26 protein-coding genes and 1 other RNA gene are annotated in these 20,843 nt (G+C 48.3%); 5 read left to right on the forward strand and 22 right to left on the reverse strand.

All coding sequences use genetic code 11. From position 1 onward, the window contains the following. Nucleotides 1-18: 18 nt before the first annotated feature. Genes SB847_RS12470 through SB847_RS12480 form a run of 3 tightly spaced genes read right to left on the reverse strand, consistent with a single transcriptional unit; the run spans nt 19 to nt 2,205 of the window. A complete protein-coding gene (locus tag SB847_RS12470) occupies nt 19-831 on the reverse strand; it encodes an amino acid ABC transporter substrate-binding protein (RefSeq protein WP_410577901.1) in 813 nt (270 codons plus the stop codon). Nucleotides 832-856: 25 nt separating this feature from the next. Next, the gene (locus SB847_RS12475; RefSeq protein WP_410577902.1) at nt 857-1,669 is read right to left on the reverse strand and encodes an amino acid ABC transporter substrate-binding protein; all 813 of its coding nucleotides are present in this window, start codon (nt 1,667-1,669) and stop codon (nt 857-859) included. Continuing rightward, entirely contained in the window at nt 1,666-2,205 is a 540-nt protein-coding gene (locus SB847_RS12480) for a GNAT family N-acetyltransferase (RefSeq protein ID WP_003151702.1), read from the reverse strand. The genes SB847_RS12475 and SB847_RS12480 overlap by 4 nt, the downstream gene beginning before the upstream one ends. A 151-nt stretch (nt 2,206-2,356) precedes the next feature. On the opposite strand from SB847_RS12480, the gene SB847_RS12485 reads away from it, so the two are divergent. After that, nucleotides 2,357-3,247, forward strand: a complete 891-nt coding sequence (locus tag SB847_RS12485) for a LysR family transcriptional regulator (protein ID WP_410577904.1) — start codon at nt 2,357-2,359, stop codon at nt 3,245-3,247. Nucleotides 3,248-3,285: 38 nt separating this feature from the next. On the opposite strand, the gene SB847_RS12490 is transcribed toward SB847_RS12485, so the two are convergent. The 9 genes from SB847_RS12490 to SB847_RS12530 all read right to left on the reverse strand — a co-directional run bounded on the left by SB847_RS12490 (nt 3,286) and on the right by SB847_RS12530 (nt 9,910). Then, nucleotides 3,286-4,080 carry an SDR family NAD(P)-dependent oxidoreductase gene (locus SB847_RS12490; RefSeq protein ID WP_032876460.1) on the reverse strand — a complete coding sequence of 265 codons (795 nt, stop codon included), beginning with the start codon at nt 4,078-4,080 and terminating at the stop codon, nt 3,286-3,288. 114 nt (nt 4,081-4,194) lie between these two features. After that, on the reverse strand, nt 4,195-4,500 hold the full coding sequence (locus SB847_RS12495) for a barstar family protein (RefSeq protein WP_032867936.1): 306 nt from the start codon (nt 4,498-4,500) through the stop codon (nt 4,195-4,197). A gap of 137 nt (nt 4,501-4,637) precedes the next feature. Next, a complete protein-coding gene (locus tag SB847_RS12500) occupies nt 4,638-4,943 on the reverse strand; it encodes a barstar family protein (RefSeq protein ID WP_410563532.1) in 306 nt (101 codons plus the stop codon). Between the two features lie 76 nt (nt 4,944-5,019). Then, nucleotides 5,020-5,382, reverse strand: a transfer-messenger RNA (tmRNA) gene (gene ssrA, locus SB847_RS12505). Between the two features lie 167 nt (nt 5,383-5,549). Then, on the reverse strand, nt 5,550-6,020 hold the full coding sequence (smpB, locus tag SB847_RS12510) for an SsrA-binding protein (protein WP_003151688.1): 471 nt from the start codon (nt 6,018-6,020) through the stop codon (nt 5,550-5,552). Between the two features lie 139 nt (nt 6,021-6,159). Continuing rightward, the gene (rnr, locus tag SB847_RS12515; protein ID WP_021494134.1) at nt 6,160-8,493 is read right to left on the reverse strand and encodes a ribonuclease R; all 2,334 of its coding nucleotides are present in this window, start codon (nt 8,491-8,493) and stop codon (nt 6,160-6,162) included. Nucleotides 8,494-8,511: 18 nt separating this feature from the next. Beyond that, complete coding sequence (locus SB847_RS12520; RefSeq protein ID WP_007409986.1) at nt 8,512-9,252, reverse strand: alpha/beta hydrolase; 741 nt, start codon at nt 9,250-9,252, stop codon at nt 8,512-8,514. 118 nt (nt 9,253-9,370) lie between these two features. Then, a complete protein-coding gene (gene secG, locus SB847_RS12525) occupies nt 9,371-9,601 on the reverse strand; it encodes a preprotein translocase subunit SecG (RefSeq protein ID WP_003151681.1) in 231 nt (76 codons plus the stop codon). A gap of 123 nt (nt 9,602-9,724) precedes the next feature. Further along, on the reverse strand, nt 9,725-9,910 hold the full coding sequence (locus SB847_RS12530) for a helix-turn-helix domain-containing protein (RefSeq protein WP_087920807.1): 186 nt from the start codon (nt 9,908-9,910) through the stop codon (nt 9,725-9,727). A gap of 195 nt (nt 9,911-10,105) precedes the next feature. On the opposite strand from SB847_RS12530, the gene rghR reads away from it, so the two are divergent. From rghR to catR, 3 genes are all read left to right on the forward strand, one after another. Then, nucleotides 10,106-10,516, forward strand: a complete 411-nt coding sequence (gene rghR / locus SB847_RS12535) for a transcriptional repressor RghR (protein ID WP_003151677.1) — start codon at nt 10,106-10,108, stop codon at nt 10,514-10,516. Nucleotides 10,517-10,540: 24 nt separating this feature from the next. Beyond that, nucleotides 10,541-10,972 (forward strand): helix-turn-helix domain-containing protein, encoded by a 432-nt coding sequence (locus SB847_RS12540; protein WP_003151674.1) that lies wholly within the window; start codon nt 10,541-10,543, stop codon nt 10,970-10,972. Nucleotides 10,973-11,053: 81 nt separating this feature from the next. Further along, nucleotides 11,054-11,371: a catDE operon transcriptional regulator CatR gene (gene catR / locus SB847_RS12545; RefSeq protein ID WP_007613812.1), complete on the forward strand. Its 318-nt coding sequence runs from the start codon at nt 11,054-11,056 to the stop codon at nt 11,369-11,371. Nucleotides 11,372-11,455: 84 nt separating this feature from the next. Here the strand turns inward: catR and SB847_RS12550 are convergent, their stop codons facing one another. The 9 genes from SB847_RS12550 to SB847_RS12590 form a co-directional block, all read right to left on the reverse strand. Continuing rightward, nucleotides 11,456-12,859, reverse strand: a complete 1,404-nt coding sequence (locus SB847_RS12550) for a sensor histidine kinase (protein WP_410563541.1) — start codon at nt 12,857-12,859, stop codon at nt 11,456-11,458. Next, nucleotides 12,850-13,512, reverse strand: coding sequence for a response regulator transcription factor (locus SB847_RS12555; RefSeq protein ID WP_007613820.1), 663 nt, complete (start codon nt 13,510-13,512; stop codon nt 12,850-12,852). The genes SB847_RS12550 and SB847_RS12555 overlap by 10 nt, the downstream gene beginning before the upstream one ends. A gap of 21 nt (nt 13,513-13,533) precedes the next feature. Further along, the gene (locus SB847_RS12560) at nt 13,534-14,304 is read right to left on the reverse strand and encodes a lantibiotic immunity ABC transporter MutG family permease subunit (protein WP_410563545.1); all 771 of its coding nucleotides are present in this window, start codon (nt 14,302-14,304) and stop codon (nt 13,534-13,536) included. Continuing rightward, nucleotides 14,301-15,035, reverse strand: coding sequence for a lantibiotic immunity ABC transporter MutE/EpiE family permease subunit (locus SB847_RS12565; protein ID WP_410563546.1), 735 nt, complete (start codon nt 15,033-15,035; stop codon nt 14,301-14,303). The genes SB847_RS12560 and SB847_RS12565 overlap by 4 nt, the downstream gene beginning before the upstream one ends. Further along, the gene (locus tag SB847_RS12570) at nt 15,032-15,745 is read right to left on the reverse strand and encodes a lantibiotic protection ABC transporter ATP-binding protein (RefSeq protein ID WP_130571460.1); all 714 of its coding nucleotides are present in this window, start codon (nt 15,743-15,745) and stop codon (nt 15,032-15,034) included. Before SB847_RS12570 ends, SB847_RS12565 begins: the two co-directional genes overlap by 4 nt. 110 nt (nt 15,746-15,855) lie before the next feature. Further along, on the reverse strand, nt 15,856-16,533 hold the full coding sequence (locus tag SB847_RS12575; protein WP_224181149.1) for an ABC transporter permease: 678 nt from the start codon (nt 16,531-16,533) through the stop codon (nt 15,856-15,858). Between the two features lie 18 nt (nt 16,534-16,551). After that, nucleotides 16,552-17,469, reverse strand: a complete 918-nt coding sequence (locus SB847_RS12580) for an osmoprotectant ABC transporter substrate-binding protein (RefSeq protein ID WP_396021778.1) — start codon at nt 17,467-17,469, stop codon at nt 16,552-16,554. 14 nt (nt 17,470-17,483) lie between these two features. Further along, the gene (locus SB847_RS12585; RefSeq protein ID WP_014305838.1) at nt 17,484-18,137 is read right to left on the reverse strand and encodes an ABC transporter permease; all 654 of its coding nucleotides are present in this window, start codon (nt 18,135-18,137) and stop codon (nt 17,484-17,486) included. A gap of 16 nt (nt 18,138-18,153) precedes the next feature. Then, nucleotides 18,154-19,299 carry a betaine/proline/choline family ABC transporter ATP-binding protein gene (locus SB847_RS12590; protein WP_410577907.1) on the reverse strand — a complete coding sequence of 382 codons (1,146 nt, stop codon included), beginning with the start codon at nt 19,297-19,299 and terminating at the stop codon, nt 18,154-18,156. A gap of 285 nt (nt 19,300-19,584) precedes the next feature. On the opposite strand from SB847_RS12590, the gene SB847_RS12595 reads away from it, so the two are divergent. After that, the gene (locus SB847_RS12595; protein WP_003151660.1) at nt 19,585-20,118 is read left to right on the forward strand and encodes a GbsR/MarR family transcriptional regulator; all 534 of its coding nucleotides are present in this window, start codon (nt 19,585-19,587) and stop codon (nt 20,116-20,118) included. 34 nt (nt 20,119-20,152) lie between these two features. On the opposite strand, the gene opuCD is transcribed toward SB847_RS12595, so the two are convergent. After that, nucleotides 20,153-20,827, reverse strand: coding sequence for a glycine betaine/carnitine/choline/choline sulfate ABC transporter permease OpuCD (gene opuCD / locus SB847_RS12600; protein WP_003151658.1), 675 nt, complete (start codon nt 20,825-20,827; stop codon nt 20,153-20,155). Nucleotides 20,828-20,843 lie beyond the last annotated feature (16 nt).

Raw genomic sequence — 20,843 nt, forward strand, 5'->3', positions numbered from 1 at the left:
GATCCCTCTCTTTTTCACTTAATATTGCTCCTTTGAATAATCCGCGCCGAGCCACTTTTCACTCAGCTTTTTAAGCGAGCCGTCATCAATGATTTCCTGCAGGGCTTTATCAATGTCATCGCTCAGCGTTTGTTCATTTTTGTTAAACATAAAGAACACTTTGGCATTTGACAGCACCCCGCCGACCGTTTTTTCTTTGATCGCGCTCGTTTTGTTTTGAAAATCGACGGCAAACGGCGTTGAAATCGTCGCATCGGCGCGGCCGGATTTCAGCTGATTGGCCGCATCGTTGGAGCCTTGGCCGGCATAAGCGATTTCAAACGGACTGTCGTGTTTTTCATTCCATTTCTTCAGCACAAGCGCACCGTTTGACGTCGGACTCGTAATAACCCGCTTCCCTTTCAAGTCATCAATGCCGTTAATGTTCCCGTTTTCTTGAAGCACCGTGATTTTCAACGGGAAGTTGTTATACGCGACTTGATTGAACAGAAATTTTTTCTCCCGTTCAGCGCTTTTCTCCATTTGATGGGCTACGATATCGACTTTATGCTGGCTGAGGCTGACAAGCAGGTTGGAGAAATCCATCGTTTTAAAAGTGAAACGATAGTCCGGCAGGCGCCTGTCAAGCTCTTTCACCAGCTCAACGTCGTAGCCCGTCAATTTGCCTTTATCATCAATAAAGCAAATATTCGGAAATTGAGTGCCGGTGCCGACCGTGATGTTCTTCACGTTTTTCTGATTGCCTGCTGCCGCCTCTCCGCCCGCGCCGCAGGCTGATAACGCCGCCGTTGCGGCAATTGTTAATGACATGACCGCCAGTCTTATTTTCATGTGATCGCCCCGTTTTCTGCTTCAGTTATTTCGTGAAACTTGATTTTGAATAATCCGCGCCGAGCCATTTTTCACTCAGCCTTTTCAATGTGCCGTCCTTCTCCAGCTTTTGAATCGCCCGATCTGTATCGTCCGCCAGGGTTTGGCTGTTTTTATTGAACATAAAATACACCTCGGTATCCAGCAGCACATCACCCACCGTCTTTTGTTTGAACGCGTGCGTCTTATTTTGAAAATCGACGGCAAACGGCGTGGATACGGTGGCGTCAGCGCGTCCTGTCTCCATTTGGTTCGCTGTGTCATTGCCGCCCTGCCCGGCGTATTTCAAATGTATCGGGCTGCCGTGGGTTTTGTTGTATGCCGTCATATAATCCGCCGCGTTTGACGTCGCGCCGACGATGACGGTTTTCCCTTTTAAATCCCGGAGCGTGTGTATCGCGTCATTATCCGCCTTCACCGTGATGTACATCGGCGAGTAGTTATACGGGATTTTGTGATACAAAAAGTGTTTCTCTCGTTCCTTATTTTTCGCCATATTGTGCGCGATCACGTCAATTTTCCGGTTTGCAAGACTTGTAAGCAGATTCGAGAAATCCATCGTCTTAAAGACAAATTTGTATTGCGGCAGCTGTTCATCAATGGCTTTCATCACTTCAATGTCATAGCCGGTTAGCTCGCCTTTTTCATCCATAAAAGCAATGTTCGGAAAATCAGTTCCCGTGCCGACAATGACGGTCTGCACGCCGCTCCCGGCTTTTGTGCTTTCTCCTTGCCCGCAGCCGGCCAGCACGCCGAGCAGCAGAAGCAGACAGCCGGCTCTGATCCGTTTTTTTATCATTGCGCCCAGCTCGGTGTGCCTAACAGCGACGCGTCAAACCGCTCCGGTATGAGCACCTTTCTCATCATGACTCCGATGTCTCCGTCTTTCTCCTGCTCAAAATACACTTCATACCCCCTCCGTCTGTACATATCCACAAGCCAGGGATGCTTGCGCGCCGAAGTGCCGAGCGTGATGGCCGGGGCCTTCAGCGTATCCCGCAGCACGTGTTCCTCCACATAAGTCAAAAGTTTGCTGCCGATGCCCTGCCCCTTCAGCTCAGGAAGCGTCGCAAACCACCAGACAAACGGATATTTTGACGGAGGCGTGTCACTCTCCCACGGAAAACGGATCGTAATGGTTGAAAGAAGCCGTCCGTCCCGTTCGAGCACGACGGCTGAATGATTTTCAATATTTTCTGTTACCATATCGATGTCGGCCCGCGCCGACGGCCAGTCGATCTCCAAATTGCGGATCGGCTGAAACGCGCTGTACAGCAGCTCTAAAAACTCCGGCGCATCCTTTTTCTCAGCCAATCGAAATATGTCTTCACTCATTCCGGTCACTCTCCCCGCAAAAATATATAATTCCAATTTGTTTACTAAGCTTTGATTGTTTATACTATAAAGCAAACTGATTTATTTGACTAATCAAAAAAAGTAAAGGAAAGGTTCAAGAAAATTAATGAACAGCCGGGAGGGGATTTCGTTGGAATTACGCACCATTAAAACGTTTCATACGATCGTACAGTCAGGCAGCTTTTATAAGGCCGCCGAAATTCTGAACTACTCACAGCCGACGATTTCAATGCGGATTAAACAGCTGGAACAGGATGTAGGCGCACAGCTGTTTGAACGGGGAAAGAAGCTGAAGCTGACAAGGGCGGGGCGGCTGTTTCATGAGCGGGCCGGGCAGCTTCTCGCGCAATACGAGGTGCTTGACCATACTCTGGCCGATATCAGACAGGGCCAGGCCGGCCTTATTCAGATCGGCATATCCGAACCGACGGCAAGCCTGATCTTCCCTGCCGTACTGCGGGGTTTCTTAAATGATTATCCTGACATGTCGGTCAATGTCAGCGTGGATGATGCCAATACATGCAGCCGCAAACTGCTGGAGGGCGCCATTGATTTTGCCGTATGCGGCGAGCCGGAGCTGATTCTGGAAAATTATTTCGATCCGTTTTTCCATGACTCGCTCAATGTCATCGTGTCAGACAGACATCCCCTTGCCGCCAAAGCAAGCGTTAATCTCGAGGATTTAGAAAATGAATGTCTGATTTTTACGCCCGTCAATTGCCCGATCCGGATTCAAATTGAACAGCACCTGCAGCGGGCCATCGGCAGCCGCTATCGAAAAATGGAGCTGACCAGCAGCATGGCTCACCAATACTATGTCAGGGAAAATATCGGTGTCTCAATCTTTACGGCGACGGCGCACTCAGAGCCGATCGAGGGCACGAAGGTCATTCCGATCCATAACTTAACAATTTCACCGCCGGTCGGGCTGTTGACAAACCAAAAAGAAGAGCATTTTGACTCCGCCACAAAAGATTTAATCAGCAGGATCATCGGCCGGTTTCAGCGTGATCCGCATTAAAAAAACCCCCGCTTTACGGGGGTTTTTGTACGTTCATCTTATATAATGCTCCGCACCAAGCCGCCGTCGATCCGCAATGCAGATCCGTTAATGGCAGACGACAGCGGGCTGCTTAAAAAGGCAACAAAGTGAGCGATTTCTTCCGGACGGATCAACCGCTGAATGATGGACGTCGGACGATTCTCCTTCATAAATCGTCTCTCCGCCTCCGCCGCACTCAGGTTTTCACCGGGGTAAAGCGACTCGAGCATTGTTTCGACGCCCTCTGTTTTCGTGGAGCCGGGCATGACTGTATTCACCGTCACATTCGTCCCTTCCGTGAGCTCGGCCAGACTGCGTGACAGCGACAGCTGCGTCGTTTTCGTAGCGCTGTAATGGGCCATTTCCTGAGAAGGCATGACGGCCGCTTCACTCGCGATAAAGATCACCCGCCCTTCCTTACGCTCAATCATCCGCTTTGCATACCGGCGTGTCAGCCGCACGCCGCTCATGATATTCACCTCGAAAAACCGGAGCCACTCTTCGTCAGGAATATCAAAGTATTCCGCAGGTTCAAAGATTCCTAAATTGTTGACGAGAATATCCACATCAGGGTACTGCTGAAAAATCGCGCCGCATCCTTCCGCCGTGCCTAAATCAAATGCGGCCGGATAGAGACGGGCATCCGGCGTCTGTTTCTCTAGTTCCCGGATCGTTTCGTTCACCTTTTCTTCACGGCGGCCATTAATGATCACGGCCGCACCTTCTGCAATCAGCGAAGCCGCAATCGCCTTCCCGATGCCTGACGTAGATCCCGTCACAAGCGCCGTCTTCCCTTTCAACTGCAAATCCATCATTCATTCCTCCCTATCGCAAGTCTCTTCTTATATATGGACAGAAATCGAAAGCCTGAAACCTTCCGTCCCTATTATCGGATAGAAAAATGGATGAGGGGAAGTACGCACTTTTTAGTGCCTGTCCGTTGTCCCGGCTGACGGCTGATCGATTTGAATGACAAACCGATTCCCTAACTCCTCTTGAGCCTCTTGAAACAGCTCCAAGACATCATCAGCATCCGAACCCAATGCCTTTTGACTGGCCTCAAAATTCTTCCACACCAAAGTCAGCGGAAGTTCGATCCAGCCTGTCAGACAATCCCATAAGGCATTCAGATTTTCACCATAAAAGTCCGGGAAATCTAATTGATCTTTTAAGATTCGGTGTAAAGCTTCTGTGCTTGTAACATCTTTTCCGTCTATGATGACTTTTAACATCAATAACACCTTCCACTATTTTATTTTATGAAATGTTTTATAATGGTCTGTTGTTTTATAGATTAACCTATCATTAGAATAAAGAAGTCTGTCCCTATTATCGGATAGAAAAATGGATGAGGAAAAATACGCACTTTTTAGTGCCTGTCCGTTGTCCCGGCTGACGGCTGATCGATTTGAATGAAAAATTCACCATCTAATTCTGCCTGAGCCTTTTTTAATATCCTTAATACATCATCAGCATCCGAACCCAATTCCTTCTGACTGATGTCAAAATTCTTCCACACCAAAGTCAGCGGAAGTTCGATCCAGCCTGTCAGACAATCCCATAAGGCATTCAGATTTTCGCCATAATAGTCCGGGAAATCTAATTGATCTTTTAAGATTCGGTGTAATGCTTCTGTGCTTGTAACATCTTTTCCGTCTATGATGACGATTTCCATTCACTTTCGCTCCTTTATTTTTCGGCATGAAAAAACCGCAGTGCGTCATGTGACGGCACTGCGGTTCCTCTGTTATGTATGGAGACGGTGGGAGTCGAACCCACGTCCAGAAACATCGATTACTTAAGCGTCTACGAGCGTAGCCTGCATATTTCGTGTTTCACTCGTCTTCGTGCCTGCGGGCGGGCCTTCCGAGAGCTAGTCTGTCAGTCTCTTCTTACGTTCTCAGACGGGAACGCAAGCGTAGCCTACTTGGATGTGCTCTTCACGGACACATAGGCAATGTCAGGAAGAGCTCGCTGCGTTTATTAGGCAGCTAGTGCTAAGTTTTGGTTAAAACTTTTAGTTTTGCCAGTTATATTTAGGTGCGTGTTAACGAGATCGCCTCTCGGCTCGCAGCTCAAGCTCGATCCATCCCTGTCGAATCCGTAACGTCCCCTTGTTAAGGGTATACGGGAGATCTATCAAGCTCTTGCTCAACTGGCTGTACTGTTATTATATCATGATCACAGACAAATTCAATTGGGAATGTCTTCAATAAACAGCCTGTGAATCTGATGTGTGAACAGTATAGCATAGGGCAGTCATCACATCAAGGCTCATGCATCAGAAGCCTTTTTGTCTGTCTCTGAACGCTCTTTCGATTTCTCTTTTGGCGTCTTTTCGTTTTAAATCTTCGCGTTTATCGTATGTTTTCTTCCCTTTTCCGAGGCCGATTAACACTTTGGCAAAGCCGTTTTTCAAATACAGCTTCAGCGGCACGAGGGAATAGCCTTTCTCTTTCGTCAAGCCGATCAGCTTATTGATTTCTTTCCGGTGCATCAAAAGCTTTCTCGTCCGGAGCGGGTCGTGGTTATAGCGGTTTCCCTGCTCGTACGGGCTGATGTGCATGTTGTGGAGGAACACTTCGCCGCGCTCGATTTTCGCAAAGGAATCCTTCATGTTTACGCGGCCGGCGCGGATGGACTTAATCTCTGTTCCCTGCAGCACGATGCCTGTTTCATAGGTTTCTTCTATAAAGTAATCATGGTTTGCTTTTTTGTTTTGTGATAATACTTTGCCTGATCCTTTTGGCATGCCTTCTCCTCCTCTCTCCGCAAAAACCGTTCATGTGTGCGATACGCTTTATTTTAGCAAATGGAGCGTTCCGCGACAATGAAAATGCGGCTTGCGAAAGAAAGCAAACAGAGCATTTTGCCCCATTTGCTTTTCGCATTTACTTCTTCTTTTTGCGTTTTTGTTTCGGCGCGTTTTGGAAACCGCGTTTTTTCTTTTTCTTCTTCGGTTTTGTAAACCATTCCCCTTTTTCCTCCGATTTCGGCGGTGAAGCCGGGGTATTGCTGTTTAACACGCGTTTCCGCGCCGGTCTGCCTCGTTTTCTGCGGTCGCCTGTTGTTTCTCTCGGACGGCGGGTGCCTTTCATGCCGACAATTTCAAAGTCGATGTTTCTCTCATCTTTATTGACGTCGACGACTTTGACCGTGATTTCGTCTCCGATGCGGTAAACGTTGCCCGTGCGTTCACCGATCATGGCGAAATGCTGCTCGTCAAAACGGTAATAATCATCCGTCATAAAGCTGACGTGCACAAGCCCTTCAATCGTATTCGGCAGCTCGACAAACATTCCGAAATTCGTGACGGAACTGATCATGCCGTCAAATTCCTCGCCGATTTTATCAAGCATATATTCCGCTTTTTTCAGATCGTCCGTTTCCCGCTCTGCATCAACAGCGCGACGTTCCATCGTTGACGTATGATCAGCGATTTCCGGAAGGCGTTCGGCCCACTTTTCTTGAGTCGCTTCGTCCGATTGTCCGTTGATCAAATACGTTCTGATCAGCCTGTGAACGATTAAGTCAGGATAACGGCGGATCGGCGATGTGAAGTGCGTATAAAATTCAGTCGCCAGCCCGAAATGGCCCAGGCTTTGCGGGTCGTATTTCGCCTGCTTCATGGAACGGAGCATGACGGTTGAAATCACCGTTTCTTCCGGACGGTCCCGTACTTCGTCAAGAATGCTTTGCAGCGCGCGGGGGTGAATGTCTCCGGCTTTTCCTTTGACGATATAACCGAATGTCGTGACGAACTCCAGGAACTTTTGCAGTTTTTCGGCGTTCGGCTCTTCGTGAATCCGGTAAATAAACGGCACGTTCATCCAATGGAAGTGCTCGGCCACCGTTTCGTTTGCGACAAGCATGAATTCTTCAATCAGCTTTTCCGCTACTGAGCGCTCTCTGATGACGACGTCTTTTACGGCGCCTTCCTCATCGACGAGCACCTTCGCCTCTTTGAAATCAAAATCCACGGCGCCGCGGTCCATCCGTTTCGCCCGGAGAATTTCCGCCAGACGTTCCATGTCTTTAAACATCGGGACGAGCGGCTCATATCTTTCTTTCAGCTCGGCGTCGTCTTCTGTGAGGATCCGGTTGACATCTGAATAGGTCATTCTTTCCGTCGTTTTAATGACGCTTTGGAAGATCTCGTGCTCTGTTACCTGTCCCTGCTGGTTGATTGTCATTTCGCAGGAAAGCGTCAGCCGGTCGACCTTCGGATTTAAAGAACAGATTCCGTTAGACAGTCTGTGCGGAATCATCGGAATGACCCGGTCAACCAAGTACACGCTTGTCCCTCTTTCCAGCGCTTCTTTGTCAATCGGGGAATTCTCCGTGACGTAATGGCTGACGTCGGCAATATGGACGCCGAGCTTGTAGCTGCCGTTATCAAGCTTTGTCACGGTGACGGCGTCATCCAGATCCTTCGCATCCGCGCCGTCAATGGTGACAATGACCTGATCGCGGAGATCACGGCGGTCTTTGATGTCTTTTTCATCGATGGTATCGGGCGTGCTTGTTGCCTGCTCCATCACTTCAGCCGGAAAGTCCCCCGGCAGGCCGTGCTTATGGATAATTGATAAAATATCGATCCCCGGATCATTTTTATGGCCGAGTATTTCAACGATTTCTCCTTCGGCGTTCATTCTGCCTTCAGGGTAGCTTGTCAGTTTGACGACGACTTTATGGCCTTCCGCAGCGCCGTTATTGGCATGTTTCGGAATAAAAATATCACTCGTGATTTTCTTATCATCCGGGATGACAAAGCCGAAGCTTTTCGTTTCTGTGTATGTGCCCACGACGCGGTCGATGCTTCTTTCCAGGATGCGGATGACCGTGCCTTCCTGTCTCGATCCGCTTGACTGGGAATTGAGCCGCACCATGACGATATCGCCGTTCATGGCCGTATTCAGCTCATTCGGCGGAATAAACACATCGCTTAAAGAGGTATCCTCCGGCAATAGAAACGCGAATCCCTTTGCATGCGCGGAAATTTTTCCTTTTACTAAATTCATTTTTTCCGGAAGCCCGTAGCGGTTGCTTCTGGTGCGGACGATCTGTCCCGTCTCCTCGAGCGCCACCAGCGCTTTTACCAGCTCTTTAAATTCATCTGCTTCCGTGATGTTCAGCATCTCCTCGAGTTCCTGAACGGTAAGGGGCTTGTACGCCTCTTCCTTCATAAACGCGAGAAGACGGTCCATAAACGCTTCTTTTTCCATTATTCGACCTCCTGTTTGTTACCAATCGAGTTTCTCTAAAAATTCGTACACATCCTGATGAACGAGGTCCCGTTCTTTATCGAGCGTAATGACATGGCCTGATTCTTCATACCATTTCAGCTGTTTGTCGTCCGTTTCCACCTCGTTGTAAATGATGTTCGCACTTTCTGTATTAATCATATGGTCATGCCGTGCCTGAACCACAAATGTCGGGGAATAGATCATGTCGACGTTTTTGCGCACATCGGCAATCAGCTCCTGAAGCGATTTGAGCGTATTCATCGGTGTTTTTTCAAACTCCTTCATTTCCTTTTCAATCTGCTCCGGCTGTTTTCCTTCGAATTTTTTATAATTGCGCGCGTAGGAGAGAACTCCTTCGTACATAACCTCTTCACTTTTAATGTGCATCGGCGCACACATAGGAACAATTCCCTTTATGGGTACAGTGTAACCCAATTTCAATGAAAAAACCCCGCCAAGCGACAGTCCGCAGGCCGCAATGTTTTCATAGCCTTCAGACCGTAAATATTCATAACCGTCCATGACGTCTTTCCACCAATCTTCCGGCCCCGTATGTACCAGCTCTTCCGGCGGAACGCCGTGCCCTTTATATTGAGGCGCGTGACAAGTGTAGCCGCGCTCATTCAAGTAGCGGCCGAGCATTCTGACGTCTGCCGTATTTCCCGTAAATCCGTGCAGCAGAAGCACCGCTTTGTCTCCGCCTTTAAATGTAAATGGTTTTGGTGTCACAATTTTCATGCTCATAACCCCTTTTTTGCACATTCAATTTAGTTTTCCACAGTTTTGCGAGAAACAAACGCCGTCTCTCAACAAGAAAAAGGCCTGATATTAAATCAGACCTTATACAAACATTGCCTTATACGATATACGCCAGCGAAATCGTCAACACGAAAAACAAGACTGCCAGCACAACGGTTGTGCGGTGAAGAATCAGATCAAGGCCCCTTGCTTTCTGTTTTCCGAAAAGCTGCTCCGCCCCGCCTGAAATTGCACCCGATAATCCGGCGCTTTTGCTGGTTTGAAGCAATACGACAATAATAAGTGCAATACTGACGATAACCAATAAGGTAATCAATAATGTGTGCATCCCATACACCTCCAGACTGACTGGCCTACATTGCTTCTATTTTACATGAAAAACAAAGGCATGTCACGCCGTATCGGTGCACATCATGTCAGAAAAACGGAAATGCGTTTGAATCTTCCATCATCATTGACTTTTGTCAACAAAGTCGTAGTAAAAAAGATCTTCAAATTTCATGTCAAAGTAATAGAGCATTTTTCCGATGACCAGCTGGCCCGGCCTCCGCTCTCCATTCAGTACACGGCTCAGTGTGGCGGGAGATATTCCGATCTCCAGGGCGAGCTGGTTTAACGAGTAGTCATTATTGACCATATACTGCAGCACATAATCTCTTCTGATCTGTATCTTTTCGACCACTTTCTTCACCTTCCGTTCTGTCAAATACTTTCTTTCTTATACATAAGATACGGCTTTTGTTAACTTTTGTCAATACTTTTCCAGCCTGGCTATTCCCTTTAGTCAATAAACATACTAGAATATAAATAGACCGCGGGAGGGGGAGAGACTGTGGAAAGCTTCGGGAAACAATTGCGGACATTGCGGGAAAAAAGGCATCTGACAGTGAACCAGCTGGCAACGTATTCAGGCGTCAGCGCCGCGGGAATCTCGCGGATTGAAAACGGCAAACGCGGGGTGCCGAAACCTGCAACCATTAAAAAGCTCGCAGATGCGTTAAAAATCCCGTATGAGGAACTGATGCAGACGGCGGGATACATAGAGACCGTCCAGGAAACGAGAGCCCCGTACGACACGGGCTGCACCTTGCTGGAAAAAGCCGAAACGTATGAGCTGCATGATTTATCCCTTTTGGAGCGGGAGAACTGGCGGCACCTGTCGAAAGAAGACTTGGTTCTGCTTGATAAATACTTTGCGTTCTTATCGGCGGAAGCCAAAAAAAGAACAAACGAAGACTCATGACTTTGCACATGTGAGGCGATCTTATTGAACACATTCGGAAAGCAATTAAGAGAGCTGCGCCGCGCCCGGAAGCTTACCGTCAATCAGCTTGCCGTCTATTCCGGCGTCAGCTCGGCGACCATTTCCAGAATTGAAAACGGGCACCGTGGCATTCCTAAACCCGCGACCATCAGAAAATTGGCGGACACATTAAAAATTCCGTATGAGGAGTTAATGGCGCGGGCCGGACACATCAAGGCATTTCAGGAGGAAATCCGCGAAACCTCCGAAAGCTATCAATCCATCTGCGCCATCTATCAGACCGCCGTTGACAGAGGCGCGGAGCATCTGCCGCTGTTTGACAGCAAAAAGTGGCAGCACTTCACAAAAGAAGATATTGAAAGCGTCAGCAAATACTTTGATTTTATCGCGGCTGAAGCGAAAAAGCGCTCCCCGGATTCCTCATCCTCTTTTTGATCCTCTCCTCAACTTAACAAGCGCCAGACGTACGTTCCCTCCGATTTTGCGGTATAATAGCAGAAGACGAGGTGAAAAAGCATGAACCAATCAGAAATGTGCCCCAGATTCGAAAAAGCGGTCGACATCCTAAGTAAACGCTGGGTGGCTCTAATCGTCTTTCAGTTATTGAACGGACAGCAGCGATTTAGCGAAATTGAAGCGGCGCTTCCGAATTTAAGCGGAAGAGTCTTGTCAGAACGTCTGAAAGAACTTGAAACAGAAGGTGTCATCAAACGGGATGTTATCCCCGAAACGCCTGTCCGCATTGAGTATTCATTAACGGAAAAAGGCTGCGCATTAGCCCCTATTTTAGAGGAAATTTCCAAGTGGTCTTCACAATGGATTGATCCTTCCTAATAAACTCTTTTCCGCATAAGCGGCTGATCTCTCAAACGGACAGCCGTTTTTATTTTTGCTTTTCTTAAACAGAAAAACAAGCCCTCAGGCGTGCAGGGCTTGTTTTTGTCTGACGCCTTCCAGCGGGATTCGAATCTCCGCCCGGGCTCCTCCAGACTCCTGATTTTCAAGTATTAATTCGCCGTGGTGAAGATGTACGACATGATGGGCGAATGTAAGCCCCATGCCGTGATGCCCCGCCGAATGTCTGCTTTTATCCTCCGTGTAAAAAAGCTGTGTCGCTCTTTTCAGCGCTTCCGGCGAGAACCCGCTTCCGCTGTCGGATACGGCAAGATGGAGGGCGGAATCGGTGCACAGGACGTCCACACGGATTTCCCCTCCTTCCGGCGTATAGTCGACGGCATTTGCCGCGATATTCATGACCGCCCTGTGGAGCAGCTCATGATCGATCGGCGCTTCTATTCGGTCAATTCCCCGTTCGCTGAGGACGAGATCAATCTGTTTCGGCCCCGCAAGCGCCGCCGCGTCACGATATATGTTTTGAATCCACTCTTTGAGGTCGGTATATTCCACATGAACGGCAACTGCCTCCTCCGCTTTAGAAAGCTGGATCAGCTGTCCGACATAATGCTCGATTTTGTTTCCGGCATCCAGAATATACTGCGCATATTCCGCCTGCTCCTCATCAGGTTCTGTTAACTGAAGCAGCTCGGCATTTCCTTTAATGATCGTTGCCGGAATTTTAATATCATGCGCAAGCGCGCCGATTTGTTCTTTCTTTATCCGCTCCGCCTCCCACTGCGCCGCCAGAGATGCCTGAAGCGCGTCTTTCATTTTCAGCAGAGAGTCAATGACATCGTCAAATTCTTTTATGCGCGACCTTTTTGGATTGATATTTAAATTCTGTTTTTGAATGCTTGCCGTAATGGAGCTGAGTGTGCTGAAATGCCGTCTCAGCTGATTGGCGAAACGCGTCGTCACGATAAAAACGGTCAAAAGAAGCAAAGTGATCAGAATCGTAAGCCCCGTCCATTCATAATTCGGCAGATAGCGCCTTAACAGCGGCGACTGAAATTCCGACCTAAGTGAATATTGGAGAACGCCATATTCATCTTTCCGATTTATCACCATGAATCCTTTTTGAGCATAATTAAAATACGGCTGATGCTGAATTTTTTTTCTGGCGTTGGCCGCATCTTGTTCCGTCATCGTTCCTTTTGTCATCCGCTTTGTTTTTTTATCAAAAACGGCGTATGTCATACCTGCGGGGATCATATCTTCTGTTATCTTTTCCGCTGATTTCAGGCGGGGTTTGATCTGTTCCGCCTCATGCTCGCTGTAATTTGCGGGCAGGATCGCTCCGGCATTCATGGTAATGGCATTTAAGGCGACACATAATGCCGCCACCCCCATCGTGCTCAGACACAGCGTGATGGTAAATTTGACAAGCTCTTTGCGGATGCTTGATTTTCCTTTTGCTATTCCCATTTGTATCCGACACCCCACACCGTTTTGATCGGATCAGCCCCGTGTTCTTTACATTTTTTCCGGATGGTTCTGATAAACTCCGTAATGGTTGAATAGAGCGCATCGCCGTCCAAGCCGTACACTTCCTCGTAAATCTGCTCCCGTGAGAATGTTCTGTTTTTATGCTGTGCCAGACATTCAACGATTTTATATTCGTTTTTCGTAAGAGGCAGTTTCCGGTCATCAATCCATACTTCTTTATTGTCAAAATCAAACATGAAGCCTGATATCAGCCGTTTCGTCTGATGCTTTTCACGCCGTTCCCTTCTGACATGTGCGTTTACCCTTGCCATCAATTCCTGTACGCCGAACGGCTTTGTGATGTAATCATCAGCGCCTGTCATGAGGCCTTTCACAATGGATTCTTCGTCAGACTTTGCCGTTAAAAACAGGATCGGGCTGTCTACCAGCGGCCGAATCCGCCGGCAGAGTTCAATCCCGTCCGTTCCGGGCATCATGACATCGAGAAGAATCAAATCATAGCCTTGAAAAAAATCCAATGACTGATCCTCCGCTTTTTCCAGAATCGTTACTGTATGCTGATCACGCTGTAAAATGTTTCTGATCAGAACGAGAATATCTTTTTCATCATCAATTGCTAAAATGTTTGCCACCGGCCGAATCGCTCCTTGCCTTTATTCATATGAACGCCGCCCTTCCCATCTTCTGCACCAATAGAGGCCGGCCAGACATAATATCACTATAGAAAAATATAACATTATTTCTCCGTATCTCATATCGTATCTTACATAAGGGAGGAACTCTTTTTTGACTTTGTCAAAATGCAGCAGTCCTGCAAGGCCTGAAAGCCGCACGCTCCATGCCCATGGGAAAAAACGCCAGATGATATCGCCAAGTCCCGTATTCATGAGCGCCGCCATTAATAATCCCGCACCTCCTAAAAGCCCGGACGGCCCCATGCCGTACTTTATGCTGACAAAAAAAGACATCATATAAAGCGGAATACTGCCGGCAATCAGCCACGCCCCTCCTTTTAAAAAGAGAAGATACGGGAGATCATTGATGTGAAGAACAAATTTCATCCCCGCCAAATAAAGACAGATGGCGAGACCTATCGATAACACATTCAAGAGCAGCAATAGAAGCAGCTTGCCCGCAAAACTGACGATTTTCGAATGCGGAACTGCCAGCATCATCTGAAAATGACCCGCCTGTTCCTCGACGGAGGCAGACATGCCGCAGACAATACTGATGATTAGAGGGTATAAAACAGCAATCGCGCTGAAAAACACACTGTACAGCATATAAGGCTCCTGAACCCTTCCATACATATACAACAGGAAAAATCCCGCGCATAAAACCGGCGCCGCAACATGCATCCATATGAGCGGCGTGCGCTTCATTTTTAATACATCGGCCCACATATATCGTAAAAGCACGGTCATGACCGGTTTCCCCCTTTTGAAAAAGACACTGCGGAAACAAAACTTATCACGATAAAAGAAAGAATAGAAAGAATAATAGCCGGAATGATCACGTTTCCGTTTAATAAGCCGCTGTCTGCGGGAAGCGGAATTCCGTTCGGATGGATCCCGAGAATCGGTGACATCACCCGGACTGACCAGCTCCATGGGCTCAGCCACCACAATGAAGCGGACGCCGGCACAATACCAAAAACAAAGGCGGCCATCATATTCATGAGGATGACTGCCGTAAACCCGAACTGTCTGGCAATCCATAAGCACAATGGAATTTCCCAAAGCGTCGTCAGCCATAAAAGGGAGCCTGCTTCAACGCCTTTCAGCTGCAGCGCAGCAATTCCCGGAAATACAAGGCCAAGCAAAAACATGATGATGAAAAAGACGATTTGCGACAGGAGTGAATACAGCGCGATCAAGCTTATTTTTGAGAGCCAAATGCTTTTTAAATCTGCCGGCAATGAGTACACCGCGCGGTCATTCGCAGATTTTTTCTCTTTTTTAACAGATAAACCGCACATTAGAGCAATCATGAGCGGCATGAAAATAACCGCCCACCAATTGAACGTGCCCGTCATAAAATAGGCGGTATTCAGCAGAAAAGAAAAAGCCGTGTTCAGAAGCGGAATCAGAATGATCAGCTTTCTGATAAATGTTCTTTTAGATGTAAGATGTTCCGCCTGCATGTACTGAATCATTTCCCAGTCCCCGCTTTCTCTCGTGTTGATTTGACAACCTCCAGAAACAGCCGCTCCAGATCGTCTTCCCGGCTGATTTCTCCCTGATATCCTAAAACGCCGTCACTGATGATTCCGATATGGTCTGCGATCTGCTCGACTTCTGATAACAGGTGGCTAGATAAAATAACCGTCATTCCCTGTCCGGGCAGGGAGCGGATAAATTCCCGCAAATCCTGAATTCCCATCGGGTCCAATCCGTTTGTCGGCTCATCAAGAATTAAAAGCGACGGACGGTTTAATAATGCTAACGCAATGCCGAGACGCTGTTTCATCCCCATGGAAAATTGTCCGGCACGCTTTTTTCCGGTTCCCGTTAATCCCGTGATTTCCAGCACTTCCGCAATCCTTGAATCAGGCAGTCCGAGCATAACGCAGCGGACTTTCAGATTTTCAGCGGCTGTCAGGTTGCTGTAAAGCGGCGGCGCTTCAATCAGGGAACCGATGCTTTTCAAATCTTCGCGCTTCCATGTATGTCCGTCGAACAGAACCTCGCCGGATGTTTGCTGCAGCATGCCGGTCAATATTTTAAGTGTCGTTGATTTTCCGGCCCCGTTCGGACCGAGCAGGCCGTATATACTGTTGCGCTTAACCGATAGAGACACATCAGCCACTGCCTGTTGTCTGCCGAATGATTTTTGCAGCTGTCTCGTTTCTAAGATGTTGCTCATTTGATTACCCCTCTGCTTTGTTATTTGATATGTAAGACTTTACAGCGCAGTTATCAAAATTTAATCAAGAAATCAAAAAAAGCATCCTTCACGCGGAAGAATGCTTTTTTTCATGAGGCTGAGCGTACGATCAGCTTTCTTTTTTGTTTTTTCACAGGGCTGAGGGCTCGTTCCAGCCACGCCATCAGCAGGTCTGCGGCTACCGCCATCAGCGCGGTCGGGATGGCGCCCGCCAGAATAATGGCGGTTCCGTTTGTCGCGTTCGACCCTCTGACGATCATATCGCCGAGGCCGCCCGCCCCGACGAAGGTGCCGATCGCCGTGATGCCGATGGCAATGACGAGCGCCGTTCGAAGACCCGCCATAATGACGGAAAGCGCAAGCGGCAGCTCCACCATACGAAGGATTTGGTATTTCGTCATACCCATCGCTTTTCCCGACTCGAGATAAGCGTGCTCGATATTGATAATGCCCGTGTGCGTATTTCTGAGAATCGGCAGCAGGGAATACAAAAACAAAGCCGTGATGACCGTATTGGCGCCGAGTCCCATGACGAGCATCAGGACGGCGAGCATCGCAAGCGCCGGAACGGTTTGAATCACGTTCGCCACAGCAAACACCCAGCCGGCGAGACGCCCGTGCCTTGCTGTCACAATTCCGGCCGGAATGGCGAAAACGGCGGCGAAAACGACGCCGTACGCCGACATGAGAAAGTGCCGCCAGCACTCATACAGAACATAGCTGCCATTTTGAGCGTAATACGCAAACAGCTCCTTCATCGTGTCCATCCGCACATCTCCTTTCCGTTATTCAAAGTAATGATGTTTTTCTAAATATTCCTTAGCCACGACTGACGGCTCTTTTAATCGGCCGTCAACTTCGTAATTCATTTTCTGCATCATCTTTGTATCAATCGCGCCGATCATTTGATTGATCACGCCCTCCAGTTCGGGATGCTCTTTTAATACATGATCCGGAACGACGGGTGAACAGTCATACGGAGGAAAGAACCGCTTATCATCCTTCAGCGTTTTCAGTCCGTAAGCGATGATTCTTCCGTCGGTGGAATAAGCAAGCGCGATATCCATCTTTCTGCTTTTCAGCGCGTCGTAAACGAGGCCGATCTGCATCGGATACGTGCCTTCAAATGACATTCCGTACGTTTTCATAAAATCCTGATATCCGTTGCCTCTCAGCTTCATCCAATAGTTATCTACGCCGAATTTCAGATGAGACGCTTCTTTTTTGACATCGGATACCGATTCCAAATGGTACTTGCGGGCAAGCTGTCCGGAAACGGTAAAGACGTATGTATTATCAAAGCCGTAAGAATCAAACCATTTCATGTCATATCTGTTTTGAAATTCACGCTGAACGAGCCGCAGCGCTTTTTCCGGGTCTTTTTCCGGCTCCATGCGAAGCGTCCCGGTCAGCGCGTCACCTGTATAGCGTGTAGCGGCGATATCAATATCACCGTTGATCAAGGATTGCTGCTGTACGGCATTGGAGCCGAGATTTTTAATAACGGATGTTTTTAACCCGCTGTGATGTTCGATCATCTGCCCGAGCATGCTCGCGATGATTTCTGATTCGGTCATGCTTTGCGCGCCGATTTTAATGGTATCCTCCGATGCGGTGCTCAACCCCGGGAGCGAGCATCCGCCAAGGAGCAGCATGCCGATACAGGCGATTGCGAGCAGCCGTTTTTTGCATCTATTCCCCATGAGAGACCTCCTCCTTATGAAGCATCCTTTATGCTCTTCAGCCCGTCAGGCGTGACTTTCCGTTCTGTCATCCCCAGCATATAATCGACAGCGGCCGCCAGCATTGTGACCGGAACAGCGCCTGCGATAATATACTCCGGCTGATAAAGGTTCAAGCCGATAAAAATGTAATCTCCCAGCCCGCCTCCGCCGATAAAGGAAGCGAGCGTCGCCCAGCCGATTAAATAAATCGAAGACGTCCGGATGCCCGCCATGATGACCGGAGCGGCAAGCGGGAGCTCTACAAGCCTGATCTGCTCCCATGCCGTCATGCCGATTCCTTTTCCCGATTCCAGAAGATGCCGATTGACGCCGAGAATCCCCGTATACGTGTTTCTGAGAATCGGCAGCATGGAATAGAAAAACAGCGCCGCAACGGCCGGGACCTTTCCTACGCCTAAAAGCGGAATAAAAAACGCAAGAATGGCAAGACTCGGCAAGGTTTGAATGATGTTGACGATGCCGATGACGGCGCCGGCTCCTCTTTTCATCCTCGTCAGCAGGACGCCGAGCGGAACGGCGGCGAGAATGCCCGCCATGACGGCGATTAATGAGATGTACAGATGCTCCCATGTTTTATAAAGCATCTCTCCTCCATTTGCCTGTAAAAATTGCACGGTCTGATTCATATCAATTGAAGCCTCCTCATGACATCACCGCGAGCTGATTCTCTTCTCCCCAGATGGAGTCATAGACGATGTCAACGAGGCTTGCCCTTGTCACGATTCCCGTTAAACGGCCGGCTTCATCAATGACCGGCACAAATTTCATGCCTCTTTTTAAAATTTTATGGACGGCATCGCGAAGCAGAGTGCCGCTTCTGACCGTGTACAGATCCCGTTCAAGCACTTCCGCGACGGTTACCGCTTGTCTTCGATTGCGGTCAATCATCTCCACATCGACATAACCTTGGAGAACGTTCTTTTCATCAATGACGAGCAGCGAATCCACCCGCTCGGCACGCATCAGCTGAATGGCGGCTGACAGTGTTTTCTCAGGTGTTACCGTCACGGGATCGGGATTCATGATCTGCTCCACCCGTTCAATATCAGGGCTGGATGATTGGATCAGCCGTTCCTTGCCGATAAACTCCTCAACAAATTCATTCGCCGGAAATCTGAGAATCTCATCAGGCGTTCCGGCCTGGACGATTTCTCCCGCTTTCAGAATGACGATTCTGTCCGCAAGCTTGATGGCTTCGTCCATATCATGGGTAACAAATACGATGGTTTTATGTAAGGTTTTTTGCAGTTTTTTAAATTCTTCCTGAAGGGAATCTCTCGTAATCGGGTCAAGCGCCCCGAACGGTTCATCCATTAAGATGAGCGGCGGCTCTGCGGCAAGTGCCCGTAATACACCTATTCGCTGCTGCTGTCCTCCGCTCAGTTCATGAGGGTAACGGTCTAAATATTCAGGCCCCATATCAACGAGCTTTAAAAGCTCCCGCGCCCGTTCCTTCCGTTTTTCGGCAGGATGCTTTAAAAGCTTCGGAACGAGGGTAATGTTCTGCTGAATGGTCATATGCGGAAACAGCCCGATCTGCTGGATGACATAGCCGATGCTTCTTCTGAGTTCCACCGGGTCTTGTTCCATAATGTTTCGGCCCTCTATCAGGATTCTGCCTTCTGTCGGTTCAATTAAGCGGTTGATCATTTTCATCGTCGTCGTTTTTCCGCAGCCGCTCGGTCCGATAAAACAAATAAATTCACCTTTGGCGATATTCAGGTTGATGCTGTTGACGGCTTTTTTCCCGCCTTTATACATTTTCGAGACATTTTCTAATGTCAGCAAACACTCACACCTCCATGATTAAGTTTATTCAATTCGTTAAATTCAAATTTAACTTTTCAGACAATTGAACGTTTCCCATTATAAATTAAACTTTGTAAATTAAAAAGTTTACAATTTGTCCATATTATATATAAAGGTTGTGTAAGCACTGATTTACCCGTATTGACCGGCAAAGTTCTTCTTATTGCTCCGGATTACTGCCAGATTCTCTCGGAAGAGCATTTCCGCCGGTTTAAAAATGTGGTATATTGACATCGGAATTGCTGACTGAAAGGATTGAAACTGTTGGAGAAAGATCCGTTACACGTAATCGAACAAGCTGAAGATCATTTGATAGAACGAATCGCTGAAAATATGCATACATTCGGAATGCCCGCGACGGTGGGGCGCATTTTAGGCATTATTTATATGAACCGCAAGCCGATGACCTTAACTGAATTATCAGAAGCGACCGGCATGAGCAAGACGAGAATGAGTCAGGCGGTCCGTGAAATGCTTGACGTCAATCTGGCGGAAAAAGTGTTTGAAAAAGGCGTCCGCAAAGATTTATACGACGTCGAGCAGGATTATTACCAAACCTTTATTACGCTGTTTACGGCCACATGGAGCAAGGTCGTCAGCAAAAATAAAATGATGCATAAAAAGCTGAACCGCGAACTGACGGCCGTCCTTGAAAACGGCGTGCCGGAAGAAGCTGAGGAAAAAATCAACGAACTGCTGAAAGAATTAAAGGATTGGCTTGATTACTACAACTGGATCAGCCGTCTGATCGAGTTTTTTGAAAGCGAAGAAATTTTCAAGCATGTTCCGAAGCCATAAGAAAAAAAACGCCCTGACCCGCAAGGCGTTTTTTTCATGCCGCATTCGGCGCTTTGGTTCGTTTTTTCTTTCTCACCGGACTCAGCGCACGCTCCAGCCACGCCATCACAAGATCTGCGATAACGGCCATCAGCGCTGTCGGAATGGCGCCGGCCAAAATAATCGCGGTTCCGTTCGTGGCGTTTGAGCCCCTGACAATAATGTCACCGAGTCCGCCCGCGCCGACAAACGTACCGATTGCCGTAATGCCGATCGCGATGACGAGCGCCGTCCGCAGCCCCGCCATGATGACGGAAAGCGCAAGCGGCAGCTCCACCATGCGGAGCACCTGAAATTTGGTCATGCCCATCGCTTTTCCCGATTCAAGATAAGCGTGTTCAATGCTGGCGATTCCCGTGTACGTATTCCGGATGATCGGAAGAAGCGAATATAAAAACAGCGACAAAATCACCGTATTGGCGCCGAGCCCCATGACGAGCATCAGCACCGCAAGCATCGCAAGCGCCGGCACGGTCTGAATCACGTTTGTCACCGCGAATACCCAGCCGCTTAATGTTCTGTACCTGGCAATGAAGATGCCGAGCGGAACCCCGACGATCGCCGCAAATAAAACGCCGTATACCGACATGAGAAAATGGCGGTAAAACTCCTGAAGCACATAGGCGCCGTTTTGAGAATAATAAGTGCCGAGCTGCTGCAGCACTTCCATTTGCCCCACCTCATTT

This window comes from Bacillus sp. SIMBA_026, assembly GCF_046535335.1.
In the GTDB taxonomy this organism is placed as follows: domain Bacteria; phylum Bacillota; class Bacilli; order Bacillales; family Bacillaceae; genus Bacillus; species Bacillus velezensis.